The sequence below is a fragment of the bacterium genome, assembly GCA_040753085.1.
Classification (GTDB): Bacteria; UBA9089; JASEGY01; order JASEGY01; family JASEGY01; genus JASEGY01.
Map to the genome: position 1 here is coordinate 22,408 of JBFMHI010000010.1, position 17,337 is coordinate 39,744.

16 protein-coding genes, 1 tRNA gene and 2 pseudogenes are annotated in these 17,337 nt (G+C 45.7%); 17 read left to right on the plus strand and 2 right to left on the minus strand.

The window, feature by feature from the left end; genetic code table 11:
* Window positions 1–208 precede the first annotated feature (208 nt).
* From AB1797_02485 to AB1797_02515, 7 genes are all read left to right on the plus strand, one after another.
* Entirely contained in the window at window positions 209–1,369 is a 1,161-nt protein-coding gene (locus AB1797_02485; GenBank protein MEW5766484.1) for a glycosyltransferase family 4 protein, read from the plus strand.
* 6 nt (window positions 1,370–1,375) lie between these two features.
* A complete protein-coding gene (locus AB1797_02490) occupies window positions 1,376–1,642 on the plus strand; it encodes an FmdB family zinc ribbon protein (protein MEW5766485.1) in 267 nt (88 codons plus the stop codon).
* Between the two features lie 89 nt (window positions 1,643–1,731).
* A tRNA-Cys gene (locus AB1797_02495) sits at window positions 1,732–1,806 on the plus strand.
* Between the two features lie 147 nt (window positions 1,807–1,953).
* A complete protein-coding gene (locus AB1797_02500) occupies window positions 1,954–2,892 on the plus strand; it encodes a ribose-phosphate pyrophosphokinase (GenBank protein MEW5766486.1) in 939 nt (312 codons plus the stop codon).
* 197 nt (window positions 2,893–3,089) lie between these two features.
* A complete protein-coding gene (locus AB1797_02505) occupies window positions 3,090–3,731 on the plus strand; it encodes a 50S ribosomal protein L25 (GenBank protein ID MEW5766487.1) in 642 nt (213 codons plus the stop codon).
* Window positions 3,731–4,288 carry an aminoacyl-tRNA hydrolase gene (gene pth / locus AB1797_02510; protein MEW5766488.1) on the plus strand — a complete coding sequence of 186 codons (558 nt, stop codon included), beginning with the start codon at window positions 3,731–3,733 and terminating at the stop codon, window positions 4,286–4,288. The genes AB1797_02505 and pth overlap by 1 nt, the downstream gene beginning before the upstream one ends.
* A gap of 426 nt (window positions 4,289–4,714) precedes the next feature.
* Window positions 4,715–5,089, plus strand: coding sequence for a retropepsin-like aspartic protease (locus AB1797_02515; protein ID MEW5766489.1), 375 nt, complete (start codon window positions 4,715–4,717; stop codon window positions 5,087–5,089).
* A 251-nt stretch (window positions 5,090–5,340) separates the two neighbouring features.
* Here the strand turns inward: AB1797_02515 and AB1797_02520 are convergent.
* Window positions 5,341–5,472, minus strand: a pseudogene (locus AB1797_02520) (IS3 family transposase).
* A gap of 79 nt (window positions 5,473–5,551) precedes the next feature.
* Window positions 5,552–5,734, minus strand: a complete 183-nt coding sequence (locus AB1797_02525) for a hypothetical protein (GenBank protein ID MEW5766490.1) — start codon at window positions 5,732–5,734, stop codon at window positions 5,552–5,554.
* A 67-nt stretch (window positions 5,735–5,801) separates the two neighbouring features.
* Here AB1797_02525 and AB1797_02530 point away from each other — a divergent pair, with 67 nt between their 5' ends.
* The 10 genes and pseudogenes from AB1797_02530 to recA all read left to right on the plus strand — a co-directional run bounded on the left by AB1797_02530 (window position 5,802) and on the right by recA (window position 17,079).
* Entirely contained in the window at window positions 5,802–7,625 is a 1,824-nt protein-coding gene (locus tag AB1797_02530; protein ID MEW5766491.1) for a PEP-utilizing enzyme, read from the plus strand.
* Window positions 7,626–7,642: 17 nt separating this feature from the next.
* Window positions 7,643–7,840, plus strand: a pseudogene (locus AB1797_02535) (four helix bundle protein).
* A gap of 62 nt (window positions 7,841–7,902) precedes the next feature.
* On the plus strand, window positions 7,903–8,781 hold the full coding sequence (locus tag AB1797_02540; GenBank protein ID MEW5766492.1) for a PEP/pyruvate-binding domain-containing protein: 879 nt from the start codon (window positions 7,903–7,905) through the stop codon (window positions 8,779–8,781).
* Window positions 8,778–10,751, plus strand: coding sequence for an ATP-binding protein (locus tag AB1797_02545; GenBank protein MEW5766493.1), 1,974 nt, complete (start codon window positions 8,778–8,780; stop codon window positions 10,749–10,751). The genes AB1797_02540 and AB1797_02545 overlap by 4 nt, the downstream gene beginning before the upstream one ends.
* A gap of 11 nt (window positions 10,752–10,762) precedes the next feature.
* Window positions 10,763–11,167: a response regulator gene (locus tag AB1797_02550; GenBank protein ID MEW5766494.1), complete on the plus strand. Its 405-nt coding sequence runs from the start codon at window positions 10,763–10,765 to the stop codon at window positions 11,165–11,167.
* Between the two features lie 159 nt (window positions 11,168–11,326).
* Entirely contained in the window at window positions 11,327–11,683 is a 357-nt protein-coding gene (locus AB1797_02555; GenBank protein MEW5766495.1) for a response regulator, read from the plus strand.
* 397 nt (window positions 11,684–12,080) lie between these two features.
* Entirely contained in the window at window positions 12,081–13,967 is a 1,887-nt protein-coding gene (gene tssC, locus AB1797_02560; protein MEW5766496.1) for a type VI secretion system contractile sheath large subunit, read from the plus strand.
* A gap of 91 nt (window positions 13,968–14,058) precedes the next feature.
* Window positions 14,059–14,313 carry a type II toxin-antitoxin system HicB family antitoxin gene (locus AB1797_02565; GenBank protein MEW5766497.1) on the plus strand — a complete coding sequence of 85 codons (255 nt, stop codon included), beginning with the start codon at window positions 14,059–14,061 and terminating at the stop codon, window positions 14,311–14,313.
* A gap of 248 nt (window positions 14,314–14,561) precedes the next feature.
* Window positions 14,562–15,935: a type VI secretion system baseplate subunit TssK gene (gene tssK, locus AB1797_02570; protein MEW5766498.1), complete on the plus strand. Its 1,374-nt coding sequence runs from the start codon at window positions 14,562–14,564 to the stop codon at window positions 15,933–15,935.
* 103 nt (window positions 15,936–16,038) lie between these two features.
* The gene (recA, locus tag AB1797_02575; GenBank protein MEW5766499.1) at window positions 16,039–17,079 is read left to right on the plus strand and encodes a recombinase RecA; all 1,041 of its coding nucleotides are present in this window, start codon (window positions 16,039–16,041) and stop codon (window positions 17,077–17,079) included.
* Window positions 17,080–17,337 lie beyond the last annotated feature (258 nt).

A 17,337-nucleotide genomic window follows, 5' to 3' on the forward strand; every position in this document is an offset into this window, starting at 1 on the left:
TCCGTGTAAATCTGTGGCTGAATAGTTACAGAGTTTTTTTAAGGCTCTTATGTCTGAATTACAGGCGTGGGGATAATTCTGATTGACAGGCTAACTATGATTTGTTATAATTAGGTTCGGCCATTTACGAAGAGCACTAGACTACCGGTTATCAGACGACCAGACACCAGTCTGCCCAGATAAAGCGGCGGAGGGATAAAGGCAATCCTTGAAAATATGCTATTTTGGAACTTATGATGATCATTATCCCCGGAACAGGATACTCATCTCTGGCCTGACCCAGGCCGGTTTTGAAGTGGCTCAATGTCATGCAGGGCTGTGGAAGGATACAGCCGCTAAAATGGCGGCGGCTTCTTCCAAATGGGGTAGCCTGAGCTTGATTTGGCGACTGGTTAAGATTTATCCTAAACTAATCTGGGATCTTCTGCATACGGAAAAAGTTGACTACCTCTTTGTCGGCTATACTGGCCAATTTGATATGTTCTGGGCTAAAATAGCCGCCAAACTTAAAGGGGTCCCGGTGGTCTTTGATGCCTTCCTCTCTCTTTATGACTCGCTTGTCTTTGACCGCCGGGTAGTTAAGGAAGGCTCGCTAAAGGCCAGGTTTCTTTATTGGGCTGATAAGATTTCCTGCCAATTGGCTGATCTGGTCCTGTTAGATACCGAGGCACATATCGATTACTTTGTGAAGACCTTTAAGGTCCCCAGATCAAAATTCAGAAGGATTCTTATCGGGGCTGATGACACCATCTTCTATCCCCGGGAACAAATAAAGAAGGATAATTCCTTTCTGGTTATTCACTACGGTAAGTATATTCCTCTTCACGGATTGCCCTACGTAGTTAAGGCAGCTAAAGAGCTGGAGTCGGACCCGGCCATTCGATTTCGTTTCATCGGGGCCGGCGATGAATATGAGCGAGTTTTTTCCTTGGCTAAGGAGCTTAAGGTTACTAATATCGATTTCATTCGATTCCTCCCGCCGGAGGAGTTGGTTGATCATATTGCCGAGGCCGATGTGTGTCTGGGGATTTTTGGTGACACGGATAAGGCCGCCCGGGTAATACCCAACAAAGTTTATGAATGTATGGCTATGGCCAAGCCGGTTATTACGGCTGATTCTCCGGCCTCACGGGAGTTCCTCACCGATGGAGAAAATTGCTTGTTCTGCCGTTTAGCTGATTCCTCTTCTATCGCCGAGGCTATCTTGCGTCTAAAGAAAGACCCGTCTCTTAGGCGGCGGATCGCTGAGGCCGGCTATCGGCTCTTTCACGACTACGCGGCGCCGGCCCCATTGGGGAGAGAAGTAGGGAATATCCTGAAAAATCGTAGGGAGCGTAAACTAAATTCCAAAATGAGAAAGGGAGGTTGATCTTACATGCCTACTTACGAGTATAAGTGCAAGGACTGCGGGAATAAATTTGATATCTTTCAAAGTATCACGGAAGAACCTATCACGGTATGTCCTAAGTGCCAAGGGGAACTTAGAAAATTATTCTCTCCTGGAGGAGGGTTTATCTTTAAGGGGAGTGGCTTTTATATTACTGACTACCGAAGTGAGGAATACAAAAAGAGAGCCAAGTCGGAACAAGGGATAAAGGAGAAAAAAGAGGCAAAGGAGGGAGAAAAGAAGGTAGCGGCGTGACAGATATCGGGTCCTCAATTGGATGGAGGGAGTAAACCCTAAATTTTTTCTTTGACAAGAAAGGATTTTTCTGTTACACTAACCTTTAAGGCGGCGTCGCCAAGCAGCTAAGGCAGAGGTCTGCAAAACCTCCATCCCCGGTGCAAATCCGGGCGCCGCCTCCAAGACAGAGGACAGAAAACAGGGGACAGAAGACAGGTGACAGAACTTAGAGAAATCTGACTTCTGGCTTCTAAAAAAAGAAACCACGAAGAACCATGCGAGGAGCCAGGTTCTTTCGTGGTTTTATATTCTGAAGGGAGGAATTACTAATGGTAGGTGAGCTGAAAATATTTTCAGGGAATGCTAATCGTAGCCTTGCTCAGGAAATATGTGACTATTTGAAGATATCTATGGGTAATGCTGAGGTGTCAAGATTTAGTGACGGAGAGGTCATGGTTCAAATCAATGAGAATGTCCGGGCAACCGATGTCTTCATTGTTCAGCCTACCTGTCCTCCGGTTAACGACCATCTTATGGAGCTCTTGATTATGATTGATGCGGTTAAAAGGGCTTCGGCCCAGCGAATAACCGCGGTTATCCCTTACTATGGTTATGCCAGACAGGATAGGAAGGTTCAACCCCGGGTGCCCATTAGTTCCAAATTGGTGGCTAATCTTATTACTAATGCCGGGGCGGACCGGGTCTTGACTATGGACCTGCATGCCGGTCAGATACAAGGGTTCTTCGACATACCGGTTGATAACCTCATTGCCGCCCCCATTCTGATTGATTATATTAAAAAGAAGGAACTGGAGGACGTGGTTATTGTCTCGCCTGATACCGGTGGGGTAGAGAGGGCCAGGGAAGTGGCCGGCAGATTAGGCGCTAATATCGCCATCATTGACAAGCGCCGAGAAAGCCCTAATGAGGCCGAAGCCATGAATGTTATCGGTGAGGTAGCCCATAAAAATTTAATCATTCTTGATGATATGATTGATACGGCTGGGACTCTAACGCAAGCGGTAGAGGTCCTGAAAGAAAAGGGGGGGAAAGATATTTATGCCGCCTGCAGCCATTCCGTCTTTTCTGGTCCAGCGATCGATCGAATCAAAAACTCGAAACTCAAAGAGGTTATTACAACTAATACCATCCCTCTTAATGATAACAAGAAAATTCCTAAAATTACTTCTCTCTCAGTGGCTACACTTTTGGGGGAGGCTATTAACCGAATACATGAGGGGACAAGTGTAAGTTCGTTATTTAGGTAGATAGGCTGAAGACTGAAGGCTTTTAGGGATAAGCCTTCACCGCCTATTCACCTGAATAGGTCTTGAATTGCTTGATTCGAGCATGGCGGGATAATTGAACTTCAGCCTTCAGTCTTCAGCCTTCAGTCTTCAGCCTAAATAACCTAAGTAGTTACCAATCCGCCTTCCGAAATCCGAAATAAAAAGAGGAGGTTAAAATGGAACAGTTAGAACTCAGGGCTAATTCCAGGTCAGAGGCAGGCAAAGGATATGCCAAACAGTTAAGGGCACAGGGATTTATTCCGGCTGTTATGTATGGTGAAGGAAAAGAGGGTATTCCCCTTCAGGTTTCTGTAAGAGATCTTTTTCATATCCTCTCTACCGAAGCAAAAGATCATGCCATCATCCAGCTGAAGCTGGATGATGGGACAGAAAGGACAGTTCTTCTTAAAGAAAAACAGGTTCATCCGGTTACAGGCAAATTACTCCACTGTGACTTTTACCGGATTACTCTTGACAAGGCAATCAAGACCAGGGTCTCCGTCGAACTCATTGGAAATGCAGCCGGGGTCAAAGCCGGCGGTATAATGGAACAAATGATCTGGGAAGTGGAAATAGAGAGTCTTCCGACTAAGATACCGAAACATATTGAAGCCGATGTCTCTTCCCTTCAGATGGGTGATTCCCTTTATTTGAAAGATCTTAAACCCATCGAAGGAGTTGCCCTCCTGGGCGATCCAGAACAAATAATAGCTGTCATAGCTGCGCCGAGAGAGATAGAAGCGGAGGTTGTCCCTGAAGTTGAAGAAAAAGAACCTGAAGTGATATCAGAACGCAAGAAAGAAGAAGAAGAGGCGTGATGAAGCTGATAGTTGGCCTGGGAAATCCAGGTTCAAGTTATGCCGCTACCCGGCATAATGTTGGATTCAGGGTGATTAATTTCCTGGCCAAAAAGTTGGCTATCTCGCTTGATACCAGACGCTGCTGGTCACGGTTGGGTAATGGAGAAGTAGCCGGAGAAAAGATCGTCCTGGCCAGACCAGGGACTTATATGAACTTGAGCGGTAAGGCAGTCGCTTGCCTGATGAATAGATACCAAGCCTCCCGCCCTGACCTCCTGGTGGTGATGGATGACACTGATCTGGAGGTGGGACGGATTCGCCTTCGGCCAAGGGGAAGCAGTGGCGGACATCGTGGTTTGGCCTCTATTATTGAGCATATAGGTGGAAGTGATTTCCCCCGACTCAGGGTAGGGGTGGGGATGTGTCCGCCCCAGTTAGCGATGGTTGACTATGTCTTATCCGCATTTGACCCCGAAGAAGTGGAGATTATTCAGCAGTCGGTCGAGCGGGCTGCCTCGGCCGTAATGACCTTTGTCACCGAAGGGATAGAGAAGGCGATGAATATGTATAACTGAGAGGTAATTTCACAATTTTATGTTTTTTTGTAGATAATATCTGTAATCGCTTATCCAGCTTGAGAAAGTCAACTAAAAATGACCCTATCAGCGGAAAAGTGGCAAATCTTGAAAAATCCTTGTCAATAAAGACAATACGAATCTTTTTCATTTATGGTGGATTCTCCAATTTTTGGAAAATTGCGCCATAATTATATTATATTTATCGACTTATGTCAACAGCGGTTTTTCCTGTAATAATAGGTGTGATCTTATGCCTACAATATGCATGTTTTATGATAGCGAAGAAGGCTCAAGGGCCGAAGGCGGAAGCGAGGATAACTGAAGAGCCCGGGGCGGGAAAACTGCACGTCGGGATCTGGGCAGGGGCGGTCGGGTAACTGGCCGTCCTACCGCGATGGCTCTATATGGAAAACGGAGGTTAAGATGAGAATTTTGAAAGAGATAGAAATTGAGGGGAAAAAAGCTAATGCACTGTTTGATACTGGTTCTATACATACCTATGTTTCAAGCCGACTTTTAGAAGGTGTTCCTATCCGCATCCTATCTAAACCTTACAAAGTGGCGTTAGGTGGGAGAGTAATTGAAATAAAGGAACACTGTTCAATTCAAGGCAGAATTGAAGGGCTTGACTTTCATACTGAAGTAATACCTATTGATGAAGTGGGAAGGGTGGATGGAAAGGTAGTTGATGTTCTCATTGGCGCTTTAACTATGGAGGAATGGGAGATAATTCCGAACCCAAAGGATGCAACCATAGATCTATCAGGATTAAAGAGAAGAGAGTTTACTGAATTTTAAGAAGAGCGACTAACAAGGCGTTGGAGCGGACGGCTAATGCCGCCGCTCAACTTCTACTTTAGCTTGCGACACGAAGTCGCAAAGTTGAGTGTATTCAAGTACTTAGATTTTAAGTACCAGGAATACCCGGCATGTTCCTGCCGGTCCCTACACAGGCGTGCTACCGTTGCGCTGATGACTGGGTGCGAAGCCCTGTGGACAACGTACCTTTTCCCTATAAATAACTCTGTGATGTCATTGCTTGCTATGGCCTTCCAATTCCTTATTTGCCCAGGATGAACCTGATACTGACTTGCCAATTCAGTGGTCTTATCTTCCTTTATTGCTTCTAATGCTACTTTTGCCTTAAAGGCCGGGGGATAATTTACCCTCATTTTCTTCATCGACCTCCTTTTTTGACCTCAACTGTAACTTAAAATACTGTCCGATTTTCTGGGTCCATTATAAAAAAGATGTAACCGTTCAGTACATGATGCTGGATGCTCGATCCTCGATGCTCGATCTTCGATGCTGGTAAAGGATCCAGTATCCAGGATCGAGCATCGAGCATCGAGTTTGTGCCTTAGTGGCTGAACGCTTACAAAAAGATAAGAATGACTGATTTAATGAATAGGGGATGGCGACAAAGTAAGGGCGAATAATCATTTGCCCCTACATCTCTCTAAATGATAGGCGATATTGCCAATCCCATTAATAAGGAAGAGGTTAAAAGATGGGAGAGAAGAGGTTTGAGAGTCCTTTTGAGGTTAAAACCCCAGAAGGGGCGGAGGGTTGGGAGGAGATGTATCCATACTATCTCTTATTTAGTAAGGAGAGAAAGGAGACTGAGGAGGAGCGGTTTTGGTTTTGTGACACCATGCACTGGACAACCCCCCTATATCCCTTTGATATCTTTACCGCCGAGAGTGCCATGTCTGCCCTGGGTAGATATAACAGCCGGGTTTGGCTTATCCCCCCTGCCCTGGGTATAGATATAAGGGTGCTTAATGGCTTTTTTTACCTAAGCCCGATTACCGTGGATGACCCTGGTCAAATAGAAGAAAGGATAAAGGATTTTAGCCAGCGGGCAGGCTTTTATTATCAAAATTGGGAGGGATTGTATGATAAGTGGAAGGAAAAGGTGGTAAAGGAGATAGAAGCCCTAAAGGCAATAAATATCCCTTATTTACCCGAGAAGGAGGATCTAACTAAGGTTACTGAGGCAGTGGGCATCTCCACAGGATTTTCCCTTCTATCCGCCTATAATCAGCTCCTGGAGAGTATGACCAGGATATGGGAATACCACTTTGAATTCTTGAATCTGGGTTATGCCGCCTTCCTTGATTTCTCATGTTTTATGAAGGCCGTCTTCCCAGATATCCAGGACCAGACCATCACAAAGATGGTAGCCGGCATAGATGTCATCCTCTTTCGGCCAGATGATGAGTTAAGAAGACTTGCCAAATTAGCCGTAGGGCTTAATATAGATAAGCTCTTCTTTGAGACAAAAGACCCAAAAGAAGTAATAGAAAGACTACAAAAGATAGAAAATGGTAGAAATTGGCTTAAAAGTTTAGAAGAGATTAAAGACCCCTGGTTCTATTTTAACTCAGGCACTGGCTTTTACCATACCCCTTTGAGTTGGATAGATGACCTATCTATCCCCTTCTCAGGTATCTCAGGGTATATTAAAAAGTTACAAAATGAAGAGAATATAGACAGGGATAGAGAAAGGATAATCAAAGAGGCAGAGGAATTACATAAGGGATATTTTTCCCTGTTAAGAACAGAGGAAGATAGAAATGCCTTTGTGGAAAAGTTCTCCTTAGCCAAGAGGGTATTTAGCTATGTGGAGGAGCATAATTTTTATATTGAGCATTGGCATCATACCATCTTCTGGCAAAAGATGCGCCATCTCGGGGAGATTTTGAAAAAAGAGGGCTTCTTTGAAGAGGAGGAGGATATATTCTATCTCAATAGGTATGAGATAGCTACTGCCCTTTATGATTTATACTCCTCCTGGGGGATTGGCTTAAGTCCAAAGGGGGGACAATATTGGCCAAAGATAATCAAAAGAAGAAGGGGGATAATTAAAGCCCTTGAGAAATGGCAGCCTGCACCTGCCCTTGGCCCACCACCAGATAAGATAACCGAACCATTTACCATTATGCTCTGGGGGATTGTCTCTGAGAAGATAGAGCTTTGGCTGGAGGCACAGGATAAAGGGCAAAAAGAGGCGGTTTTAATAAAGGGTCATCCTGCCTCTCCTGGAATAGTTGAAGGAAGGGCGAGAATAATCCTCACCGCGGATGAGATTTGCGAGGTCCAGGAGGATGAGATAATGGTCTGTCCGATTACTACCCCCTCCTGGACACCTGTATTTGCAAAGATAAAAGGTGTGGTTACCAATGTAGGTGGGATGATGAGCCATGCGGCCATTATCTGCCGCGAATATGGGTTACCTGCAGTAGTAGGCACAGGCTTTGGCACTCAGTTGATCAAGACCGGGCAATGCGTAAGGATTGATGGGAGCAAGGGAACGGTGGAGATAGTCTGACAAAAAAAGGAGCTCCAATGAACCACAAAAATGAGCTAATACCCCTGCATGGTGGCTACCGCAAGTTGCGCAGTTTTCAGACAGCACAGTTAGTCTATGACGCTACGGTTATCTTTTGTAATCGGTTCGTGGAGAAAGGCTCACGAACCCGAGATCAGATGATCCAGGCTGCGCGAAGCGGTGTGCAAAACATCGCCGAAGGCAGTGTAGCATCTGAGGGTGGTTTTACGGAACGGCTGTATCGAGAACGGCAAAAAAGGAGACAAAGATCAGAATAATGTACATCCAATGGAACACAGATAAGGCTACAGATGAATTAGGAAATAAGGCAGCTAATCTTTGCCGATTAAAACAGATGGGGATAGCTGTGCCAGAAGGATTTACCCTTACTAAAAAGGCATTCTTAGACTTTGTTAGTGGTCATCAAATCAGGGAAAGGATTATGGAGTCATTATTAGGGCTTCCTTCTGATCTCCTGGCCATTAAAGAGAGGAGTCAAGACCTCTATTCCCTCTTTAATAGGTATGAGATCCCTGATAAAATAAGCAAGGAAATAACTCAGGCCTGTGAGGCTCTTAGAGGCTCTAAAGAAAAGGTCAGGTTTGCCATAAGGTCCTCAGCCGGTATTGAAGACTTAAGCTCAAGAAGCTTCGCCGGGATGTATAAAACATTCCTCAATGTAGAGACTACGGATGAGGTCTTGAGGTGTATCAAGGGGTGCTGGCAAAGTGCCTTTAGCTTTTCTGCCTTAAGCTACATAAAGAGAACAAACATAGATATCAAAAGAATAGAGGATACGGCAATGGCCGTGATTATTCAAAGGATGATAAAGGCTAAGTTCTCGGGGGTAATGATGACTATAGACCCAATAACTGGCGACCCATCCAAGATCCTGATTGAATATACCGCCAGGGGTAATGTTGTCTCTGGAGAGATTACCCCAAATCGCCTCCTGGTGGATAAGATTACCCACCAGATAGATAAAACCATTAATTCACCTGAGGCTATACTGGCTGAGGAGCATATCTTTTCTCTCCAGAATCTGGCAAAGAGGATTGAGGCGCACTTTGGTGGCTATCAGGACATTGAATGGGCGATTGATGAAGGGGTCATCATTTTACAGGCAAGGCCGGAAACGGTGTGGAGTAAGAGATGAATAAAGTCTACGATGTAATCTATGAGAAGGCTAAGGGATACTGTAGGGATAACTGTGATTTGCTCCATCTAAAGAATGCCCTGGACATGGCTAAAGGCTTAGTCACAAAAGAGGGTGGGGATGAGACCATCATTCTCCCAGGCATTATCCTCCATGATGTAGGTTGGCATACCTTTTCCTTTGAAGAGGAAAAAAGGATCAGGATACCTCTCATCACGGCGAACCTGCGGACCAGGGGCTATTCCCTTCAAAATGGAGTCTTGATTCATAGGCATGAGGTAGAGGGTGGGGCGATCGCAGAAAAAATCCTTACAGAGCTGGATTATCCTGAAGATAAAAGGATAAAGATTATTGAGATTATCCTCGGACACGATACCCGAACCCAAGCTATTTCAAAAGAGGATATGTTGGTGAAAGACGCCGATAAGCTTTCACGATATACCAAAGAGGGCTTTTCTTCCCTGTGTGAGAAATTTAATCTTAATGAAGATGACTTCTTCAATTATATAAGGTTTAAGATAGAGAAATGGTTCTTCACCTCCTCAGCTAAGGATATGGCCAGAGAGTGTCTATTAAAAAGACAGTTGAAGATCTCTGAGCTGGCTTGGGAAGGTGGGATGAGGAGTAGATTCTTTGAGCTTCTTATCCGATTAGAGTCTGAGGTAGGTAACATAGCCAAGGAGCAGGGGCAAAAAATCCTCATAGAGGTGTTAAGACAAACCGTCTATAACCTCAAAAAGGCCATAGAGAATTATCTCTCTCTTGTGCCAAATCCAACCCTTAAATGCCTCCAGGAGGATGAGGGATTTCGCTCCTTAGTTTCCCCAGGGGTAGGGAGGACAGGCTACATCGGGATTATCGACAGAAATACCGGCAGTATCATCTTCCATCCTGACCAAGAGGTGATAAATCTACCCCTGGCAGAACTTAAAGAGAGAAAGAGACCATCCCAATATCTTTATGGCTTCTGGGATGGATTTAACCGTACCTTAAGGGGGGAGGAATTCTATTCCACCTATCAGGGGATGAATGAGTACAACGAGATAACTGATAAGCTGTGGTATGTTGTCCCCGTGGATATAAGGGGATTTAAATGGGCATTAGTAGGGGCAGGTGTCTGTGATGATTTCTTTGAACCAGTAGACATTCTAAGTCGAGATGTTCTCCAACCTATTAGCCAGGTGGCAAATCAATTCCATCATCTCCTTGATCTGGTTGATCAACAGCGGCAGGGATTAGAAAGGCTTAATGAAAGGCTTAAGCAAGAGATAATTGAGCATCAGAAGACAGCAAGAAGGCTTATTGCCGCCGAGAGATTATCCGCCATAAGCCAGATTGCGGCTGAGGCTGCCCATGAGATAAAAAACCCTTTAAGTGTGGTTAAGACCGGGGTATATTATCTATCTTCGATCTGCAAGGAGGAAAAGATAAAAAAGACACTTTCACAGATGGACAAGGCCATAGAAAGGGCAGCCTCTTATCTGAATAACCTCCTCTCCTTTTCAAGACCACCCATACTCAAAACAACCCAGGTAGATATAAATGAGGTGATTACTGAGACATTAGGAGAGTTACCCGAAGAGGCAAAGGCAGGGGTAGAGATAGAGAAGGATTTAGCACCTGGTCTCCCTTCTATAAGCGCTGATTCTGGGCAACTTAAGGTGGTCTTCTTAAACTTTATCAAGAATGCTATCGAGTCTATGAAGGAAGAGAAAAGGCTGGGGATTAGCACAAAAGAGGCAGAGGAAGAAGGAGCCAGATTTGTCCAGATAAAATTCAAAGATAGTGGTGTGGGTATCCCGGCTGAAGATATAGAAAGGATATTTGACCCCTTTTATACCACCAAGTCCAAGGGCACAGGTCTGGGTTTGGCTATATGTAAGCGGATAATTGATAGCCATCAGGGAAGAATAGAGGTAAAGAGTAAACAGGGTGAAGGAACAACCTTTACCATTAAATTGTCAATATGATGGGGGGAAGAATGGCTAAGATCTTGATTGTTGATGATGAACCGGATTTGGGGGAGATATTGAAAGATACCCTTGAGATTAAAGGCTATGAGGTAGATGTTGTCTTAGATGGTTATCAAGCTATGGCTCAGATAAAGAAGACCCACTATGACCTGACCTTAATGGATGTTAGATTGCCTGGGTTAAATGGGGTAGAGACATTCCTTCGAATTAAGGAAATAGATCCCTTAGTCAAGGTGATTATGATGACGGGTTTTGCTATGGAGGATTTGATAGAGGAAGCATTAAAACAAGGGGCTTATGCCTGTCTTAATAAGCCATTTGACCTGGGAAAGACAATAAAATTGATCGAGAAGGCTATCTACGAGAACCACAAGGTTATCTTGATTGGTAACTACTCAGCCACCACATATTGATTTTGAAGCTTACAGAACACAATATATTGTGGTTCGTCTCCTTTTATAGGTTGCATAGAAAGCCGTTTTTTAGGAATTTTAGCTAACTTTTAAACACCTAAACACAATATGTTGTGGTTTCGCTAGGTAAGGCTACTATATAGAGGCTGAGTAGTTACCTTGATTGTTGACGATGAGGAGGGAATAAGAGAGAATCTCTTCAATATCCTCAAAGAAAGGGGTTATTTGGTCTGTTTGGCTAAGGATGGAGAGGAGGCATTGATGAAGATCAGAAATAGTTCATATCATTGTATCATCCTTGATATTAAACTTCCCAAGATAGATGGGATTACGGTTTTAAAGGAGGCAAAAAGGATAGACCCTAAGGTTATAGTCATTGTAATTACCGGGTATGACCTGCCCTATTTGCTCAAGGAGGCAAAGAACTTGTCTGCCTATGCCTGCCTTAGAAAACCCATTGATATTGCCCAACTGTTGAGTTTGATAGAGGAAGCGAGCGGATATGCTTATCAGTAAGGCAACCTTAACAGGACGACAATAAGAAAAGTAAATTTTCTCCTCTTTTTATCCTCCAAAATTTCTATTGGCTATTGCCTTTGTGGTTGCCAGGCGTCGTTATGGTTTACCAGTTTACCACCTCAACCCGATAAATCGGCCTGTTGCCTATTGGCTATTGCCTTTATCCGCCATCTTATGTTTCTAACTCTATTGTATTATTATGTCTATTTAGAAAACGCTATAGTAGTTACCCCTGATTTATTGAGAAGATTCTCCAAGTATTTCTATTGACATCCCTGTTAATTTGTGATATATTATTGAAGATATCTTCTCCATATTTCGGAGGACAGTAGTGAGAGTTGAGAGCTGAGACCTCTCCGTTCTCCACCCTCGGCTCTTAGAAATGAGGCAAAAAATGCCGACTGGTGATAGGCATAAATCACGAGTTACTCTCGGGATGTTTGGCGGCAAAGGTCAAATATATTCCATGCCGTTGAAGTTGCTTGTTCTGTCAGAGTTGACTCCCCGTGACATTCAGACTGGAATATCATCTGACAGGCTTCAGCGGGTTCGGATTAACAAGGATAATTTCAATGAGGTAATGGAACAATTCAACCTTCGAGTTGTTCTGGAGATACCGAACCGTCTGGCTGATGCCCCCCAAGACCTTCTTATAGAGTTGTCCCTTGAGAATATCAAGTCCTTTCGACCGGAAGCTATTGTGGAGCAGGTAACGGAGCTAAGGGATTTGTGGCGAATCAGGCAACTACTGGTTGACTTGCGGGAGCGAAAGGTTTCGCGGCGTGAGGTTCAGCAGTGTCTTAGTGATTGGAGGGGCAGTTCGGCGCTGCGGGAGCAAATTAAGATGGCTCTGTCAACCTCGCCGGCCGCGCCTCAACCAACTCGAGCGCCTTCTCAACCCTCGAAGGTTAAACCGCCCACATCTAAGGATGCCCTCGACACACTCTTCGATATGGTCGAGGTACCGGAGACATTAAGTAAGCCCGCCCCATCCCCACGGCCGGTGAGTTCCACTCTGGGTGAGGTGATCTCCCTCATTGCAGGTAGTCAGCCATCGGAGGAGCCAGTGAATGCCCAAGCAGTGGCGGCGGTAATTGCCGATCTCGACGCTACTCTGAGTGCGCCGGTTAATGAGATCCTTCATCATCCTGAGTTTCGTCGATTAGAATCTGCATGGCGAGGGCTGAAATTTCTGGTTGACCGGACCGACTTTCGGGAGGATATCCAAATCGAAGTCCTCAGCCTTTCCAAGGATTCCTTAAGCCGCACCTTTGATGAATACATCTTTCAACCGGAATACGAGAAAATAACTGACGCCTCTGTCTCGGTTATCATCGCCGACTACGAATTTGACAATTCACCGCCGGATATTGATCTGCTTAGAGAACTATCGGAAAAGGTTGAGAGGCTTCAGACCCCCTTTATCTCTTCCATTGGGCCATCCTTCTTTGTGTCCCCATCCGCCATCCCAGGCACCCACGAAGTGGGTGCGCCATCCGCCATATTTGAGGGTCCTGAGCACATCAAGTGGAAGGGATTTCGCCGGACTGAATCCTCCCGCTGGCTCGCCTTGGTCTTTAACCGATTTCTATTGCGTCTTCTTTATGGGGTGGAAGGAAATCGGGTAAAGGTTTACCAGGCCGGCTCGGCCTTCGATTTTCAAGAGGAGACTGAATACCTTTGGGGCAATCCGGTCTGGGCCTTAGCCAGTCTGCTGACAGCCAGCTTTGCCAGGACAGGCTGGTGCACCCAAATAATCGGTGTCCGTTATGGTGCGATTGAGAATCTGCCGGTCTGGGAATACCCACGGCGAAACAGCCACGAAAAGGTGAGTATGCCCCTCGAATTCCTTCTGCCCGAGCAAAAGCAATCAGATCTGGCCGAGAACGGGATCATCGCCCTTACTTGCCGGGTTAATTCTGATGCAGCCATTGTCTTTTCCGCCCCCACGGTTCATCTGCCTGAGCGTTACGCGGAGGCGGCTGAAAGCCTCAAGAGTGTCCGGCGGGCGGCCCTTTCATATCAATTGTTCGCGAGTCGGATTACTCACTATGTGGAACGGATTCAAGGTGAGATCATCCCGGGAAATACACCAGAAGGCATAAAGAGCGATTTGGCGAGGGCGCTAAGCGCCTTTATCGGCAAGCAAGGCGAAGTGGCGGCTGAGATGGTTGAAAGCGAAGAACAGCCTGGCTGCTATGAACTTGTCCTTTCTATTTTACCAGGACGGGAAATTATGCCGGAAGGGACTGAGCTGGAATTGAGGCTGCGAATCAGGTGAGGATTGATCCAAAATAGTGACTTAGATAATGGCTTATGCTTAACTGTTTGGCATCGTCCCAATTTGAAAGAAAGGGAGGATGAGGATACAAATGGCCAAAAGATCCAAAGTAGCAGAATATTATGTTATATATGAGCGGGATGAGGACGGATATTTCATTGCTTCTTGTCCCTCAATCAAAGGGTGTGTAGCGGCCGGCAAGACTCTGGATGAGGCCTATCAGAATATTAAAGAGGCGATAGAGAGTTGTCTGGAAGCCCTAGAGAAGATGGAAAGGAGTTTCCCTGAAGAGAAATTTCCTCACGAAAAGATTGCTCAAATGTCACTGGTAACAGTAGGTATATAATAGTATATCCAGGGGCTAAACTAACGGTATGTTCATACAGGGAGCTTGCCCAAAAATTAGAAAGAGCCGGCTATATCAAGATTAGAACCAGTAAACATCCAGTCTATTACAGCAAGCGATAGGGGATGACAGTGCCAGTTCCTATGCATTCCGGAGATTCGCCCAATGGCCTTTTGAGGAGAATTATCAAGGAAATGGGAATGAGTGTAAAAGAGTTCAATGAACTTTGATAAACGAGGTGATTTTAAATGCCATCCTATCCCAAGATCGTCTGGAACGAGGGGATGTTTCTTACCCCCCAGCATTTTCAGCGATGGGACCATTATCATGAGAATCTCCTTGATTTTCGGATGAGGTCTATTATGCCGCTGGGTTGGGGGTTAAGGGATCTGAAAATAAATCAAGAGGCTCTGGAGAATGGCAATTTTATCCTGGTATCCTGTCAGGGGATACTTCCAGGAGGCACATCCGTTGATATTCCGAATACGGATGAGTCGCCGGTAAGTCGACCAATTGAAAAACATTTTGGCCCGTCTCTGAGCGCCCTTGACGTGTATTTAGCCATCCCTGTAGAACGGCCAGGAAAGGCAAGCTGTTCCCTCGAAAGCAGGAAAGGCCCTCTGGAAACGCGATATTACAGGGAATTTGTGCGGGTAGTAGATGAAAACACCGGCGAGGCCGGGAATGAGCAGGAGATTCCGGTAGCTAAAAAGAATCTGAAGATTCTCTTTGGCGGAGAGTCCCTGGATGATCACGACTGCCTTAAGATTGCTGAATTAGGTCGATCTCCGAGCGGCGTTATTGTTCTGCGGGATGACTATATCCCGCCCTGTATAGCTATTTCTGCCTCACCGCCATTAATGAAGATGCTTGGCCGCCTGATGGAGGTGCTTACCACCAAAAGCAATGAACTGTCAGAGCAGTTCCGCCAAAGGGAGAGCGGCTTGTATGAATTTGGGGCAGCCGATATTTCCAATCTCTGGTTCCTGCATACCATTAATTCCTTTATCCCGGAAGTTTATCATTTTTATCGTATGTCGGGGGTCCATCCGGAAAAACTCTTCCGTCTTCTTTTGCGCTTTGCCGGAACCATAACGGCCTTTAATGCCCATATCCGGCCGATGGACTTGCCTGGCTATGACCATAAAAATCCGGCGTCTTGTTTTGGTTATCTTGACAAGGTAATTCGGGAATTCTTACAGATGCTGGCCCCCGTTACCATGTATAAATTGATCCCCTTGAGAAAAGTTAGCGAATCCGTCTACGAGGCAGGCATAGATGATTATCTATTTACCCCTTCCTACAGATTTTATTTGGCGGTCAAGGGGGAAGGGAGTCAGAGAGATTTGATTGAGGGAATCTTGCAAAGGGCGAAAATCGCTTCGGCCGGAGAAATTAATCTGCTCATTGGCAAGGCCCTGCGAGGTATTAATCTTATTCATTTGCCCTCCCCACCAGCGGCCATTCCCAAGAGATCAGGATATTCTTATTTTAGCCTGGACTTGCGGGGGGATTATTGGGCCAATATTCAGCAGTCGAAATCTTTGGCTATTTATATCCCTCCCGGGTTTACGAAGGTGGAATTGGAATTGATGGCGGTGGAAGAAATGGGTGGGAAATGAATCCGAAAATCGGGCCTGGTTGAGTATAGTGGTTATTAGTAAAAAATTCTCATGTTTTTGCTATAAAGAGCCGATATAACGATATAAATAGTAGGAGGATAAAATGGAAGAGGATAACAAAGAGCGCCGGGCAGAAGCCCTGGAAGTAGCGATAGGATATGTGGAAAGGCAGTTTGGGAAAGGGGCATTGATGCGGCTGGGTGAAAAAGCCAAAATAGGCGAGGTGCCGGCTATTTCCACCGGGGCCTTGACCCTTGACTTAGCTATTGGGGTGGGAGGCGTCCCCAGGGGAAGAGTGATTGAAGTTTTTGGTCCGGAATCTTCAGGAAAAACCACCCTCACCCTGGAAATAATTGCTCATGCCCAACGTCAAGGGGGGATAGCTGCCTTTATTGATGCCGAACATGCCATGGACCCCACTTACGCCCGAAAGGTAGGGGTAGACATTGATAATCTCCTGATTTCGCAGCCGGACAGCGGGGAGGAGGCCCTGGAAATCGCTGATACCCTGGTGCGTTCAGGGGCCATAGATGTGGTGGTCATTGATTCGGTAGCGGCCCTTGTGCCTAAGGTGGAATTAGATGGAAGTATGGAGGATATCCAGGTTGGCGCCCAGGCCAGACTGATGTCCAAGGCCTTAAGAAAGCTGACCGCTAATATTAGTAAGACTAAGACCTGCTGTATCTTTATTAATCAGATTCGGGAGAAGATCGGTGGAATGGGGTATGGGCCTTCTGAGACCACTACCGGCGGCCGGGCCTTAAAGTTTTACTCTTCTGTCAGATTGGACTTGCGGCGAATACAGACCCTGAAAGTTGGAGAAGAAGCCATTGGCGGTCGAATCAAGGTTAAGGTAGCCAAAAACAAGGTCGCCCCTCCCTTCAGGGAAGCCGAATTTGACATGCTCTATGAAGAGGGTATCTCTAGTGAGGGTTGTCTTATCGATCTGGCCCTGGGGTATAAATTAATCAAACAAAGCGGCGCCTGGTTTGCCTACGAGGGATTGCAGTTAGGCCAGGGTCGGGAAAAGGTGAGACAATATCTCAAGGAGAATCAAGCCCTGCGGGATGAGATCGAGCAAAAGATTAAAGAGAAGCTTGGTCTGGTTAAAACTGCTGAGGAGATAGAGAAGCCTTCTGGCTAAGTTGTCGGCGAGAATCATGGCAGAAATGATGAGCTATTATCCGATTTTTCTTAACCCCTTTCCAACACACTTTGGTCTTATCACCTGATCCAGTAAAAAATTGCGACCTGTATGGTTAGAAATTAGTATCTACGGGACGGTTCACCTTGCTGTGAAAGCTTGCGACTAATGGCCTATCCCAAAACCTCCGCGATAGAAACCTGGTTTCTTGAAGAAACTCGGCTTCTGGTCACACTGGAGAGGTTTTGGGATAGGCTC

Excerpts from the sequence above, each read along its gene's own strand:
- pth (MEW5766488.1), top strand. The coding sequence starts at position 3,731 with ATGAAGCTGATAGTTGGCCTGGGAAATCCAGGTTCAAGTTATGCCGCT.
- AB1797_02545 (MEW5766493.1), top strand. The coding sequence starts at position 8,778 with ATGAATAAAGTCTACGATGTAATCTATGAGAAGGCTAAGGGATACTGT.
- AB1797_02515 (MEW5766489.1), top strand. The coding sequence starts at position 4,715 with ATGAGAATTTTGAAAGAGATAGAAATTGAGGGGAAAAAAGCTAATGCA.
- tssK (MEW5766498.1), top strand. The coding sequence starts at position 14,562 with ATGCCATCCTATCCCAAGATCGTCTGGAACGAGGGGATGTTTCTTACC.
- tssC (MEW5766496.1), top strand. The coding sequence starts at position 12,081 with ATGCCGACTGGTGATAGGCATAAATCACGAGTTACTCTCGGGATGTTT.
- AB1797_02550 (MEW5766494.1), top strand. The coding sequence starts at position 10,763 with ATGGCTAAGATCTTGATTGTTGATGATGAACCGGATTTGGGGGAGATA.
- AB1797_02500 (MEW5766486.1), top strand. The coding sequence starts at position 1,954 with ATGGTAGGTGAGCTGAAAATATTTTCAGGGAATGCTAATCGTAGCCTT.
- recA (MEW5766499.1), top strand. The coding sequence starts at position 16,039 with ATGGAAGAGGATAACAAAGAGCGCCGGGCAGAAGCCCTGGAAGTAGCG.
- AB1797_02505 (MEW5766487.1), top strand. The coding sequence starts at position 3,090 with ATGGAACAGTTAGAACTCAGGGCTAATTCCAGGTCAGAGGCAGGCAAA.
- AB1797_02565 (MEW5766497.1), top strand. The coding sequence starts at position 14,059 with ATGGCCAAAAGATCCAAAGTAGCAGAATATTATGTTATATATGAGCGG.
- AB1797_02490 (MEW5766485.1), top strand. The coding sequence starts at position 1,376 with ATGCCTACTTACGAGTATAAGTGCAAGGACTGCGGGAATAAATTTGAT.
- AB1797_02525 (MEW5766490.1), bottom strand. The coding sequence starts at position 5,734 with ATGATTATTCGCCCTTACTTTGTCGCCATCCCCTATTCATTAAATCAG.
- AB1797_02540 (MEW5766492.1), top strand. The coding sequence starts at position 7,903 with ATGTACATCCAATGGAACACAGATAAGGCTACAGATGAATTAGGAAAT.
- AB1797_02530 (MEW5766491.1), top strand. The coding sequence starts at position 5,802 with ATGGGAGAGAAGAGGTTTGAGAGTCCTTTTGAGGTTAAAACCCCAGAA.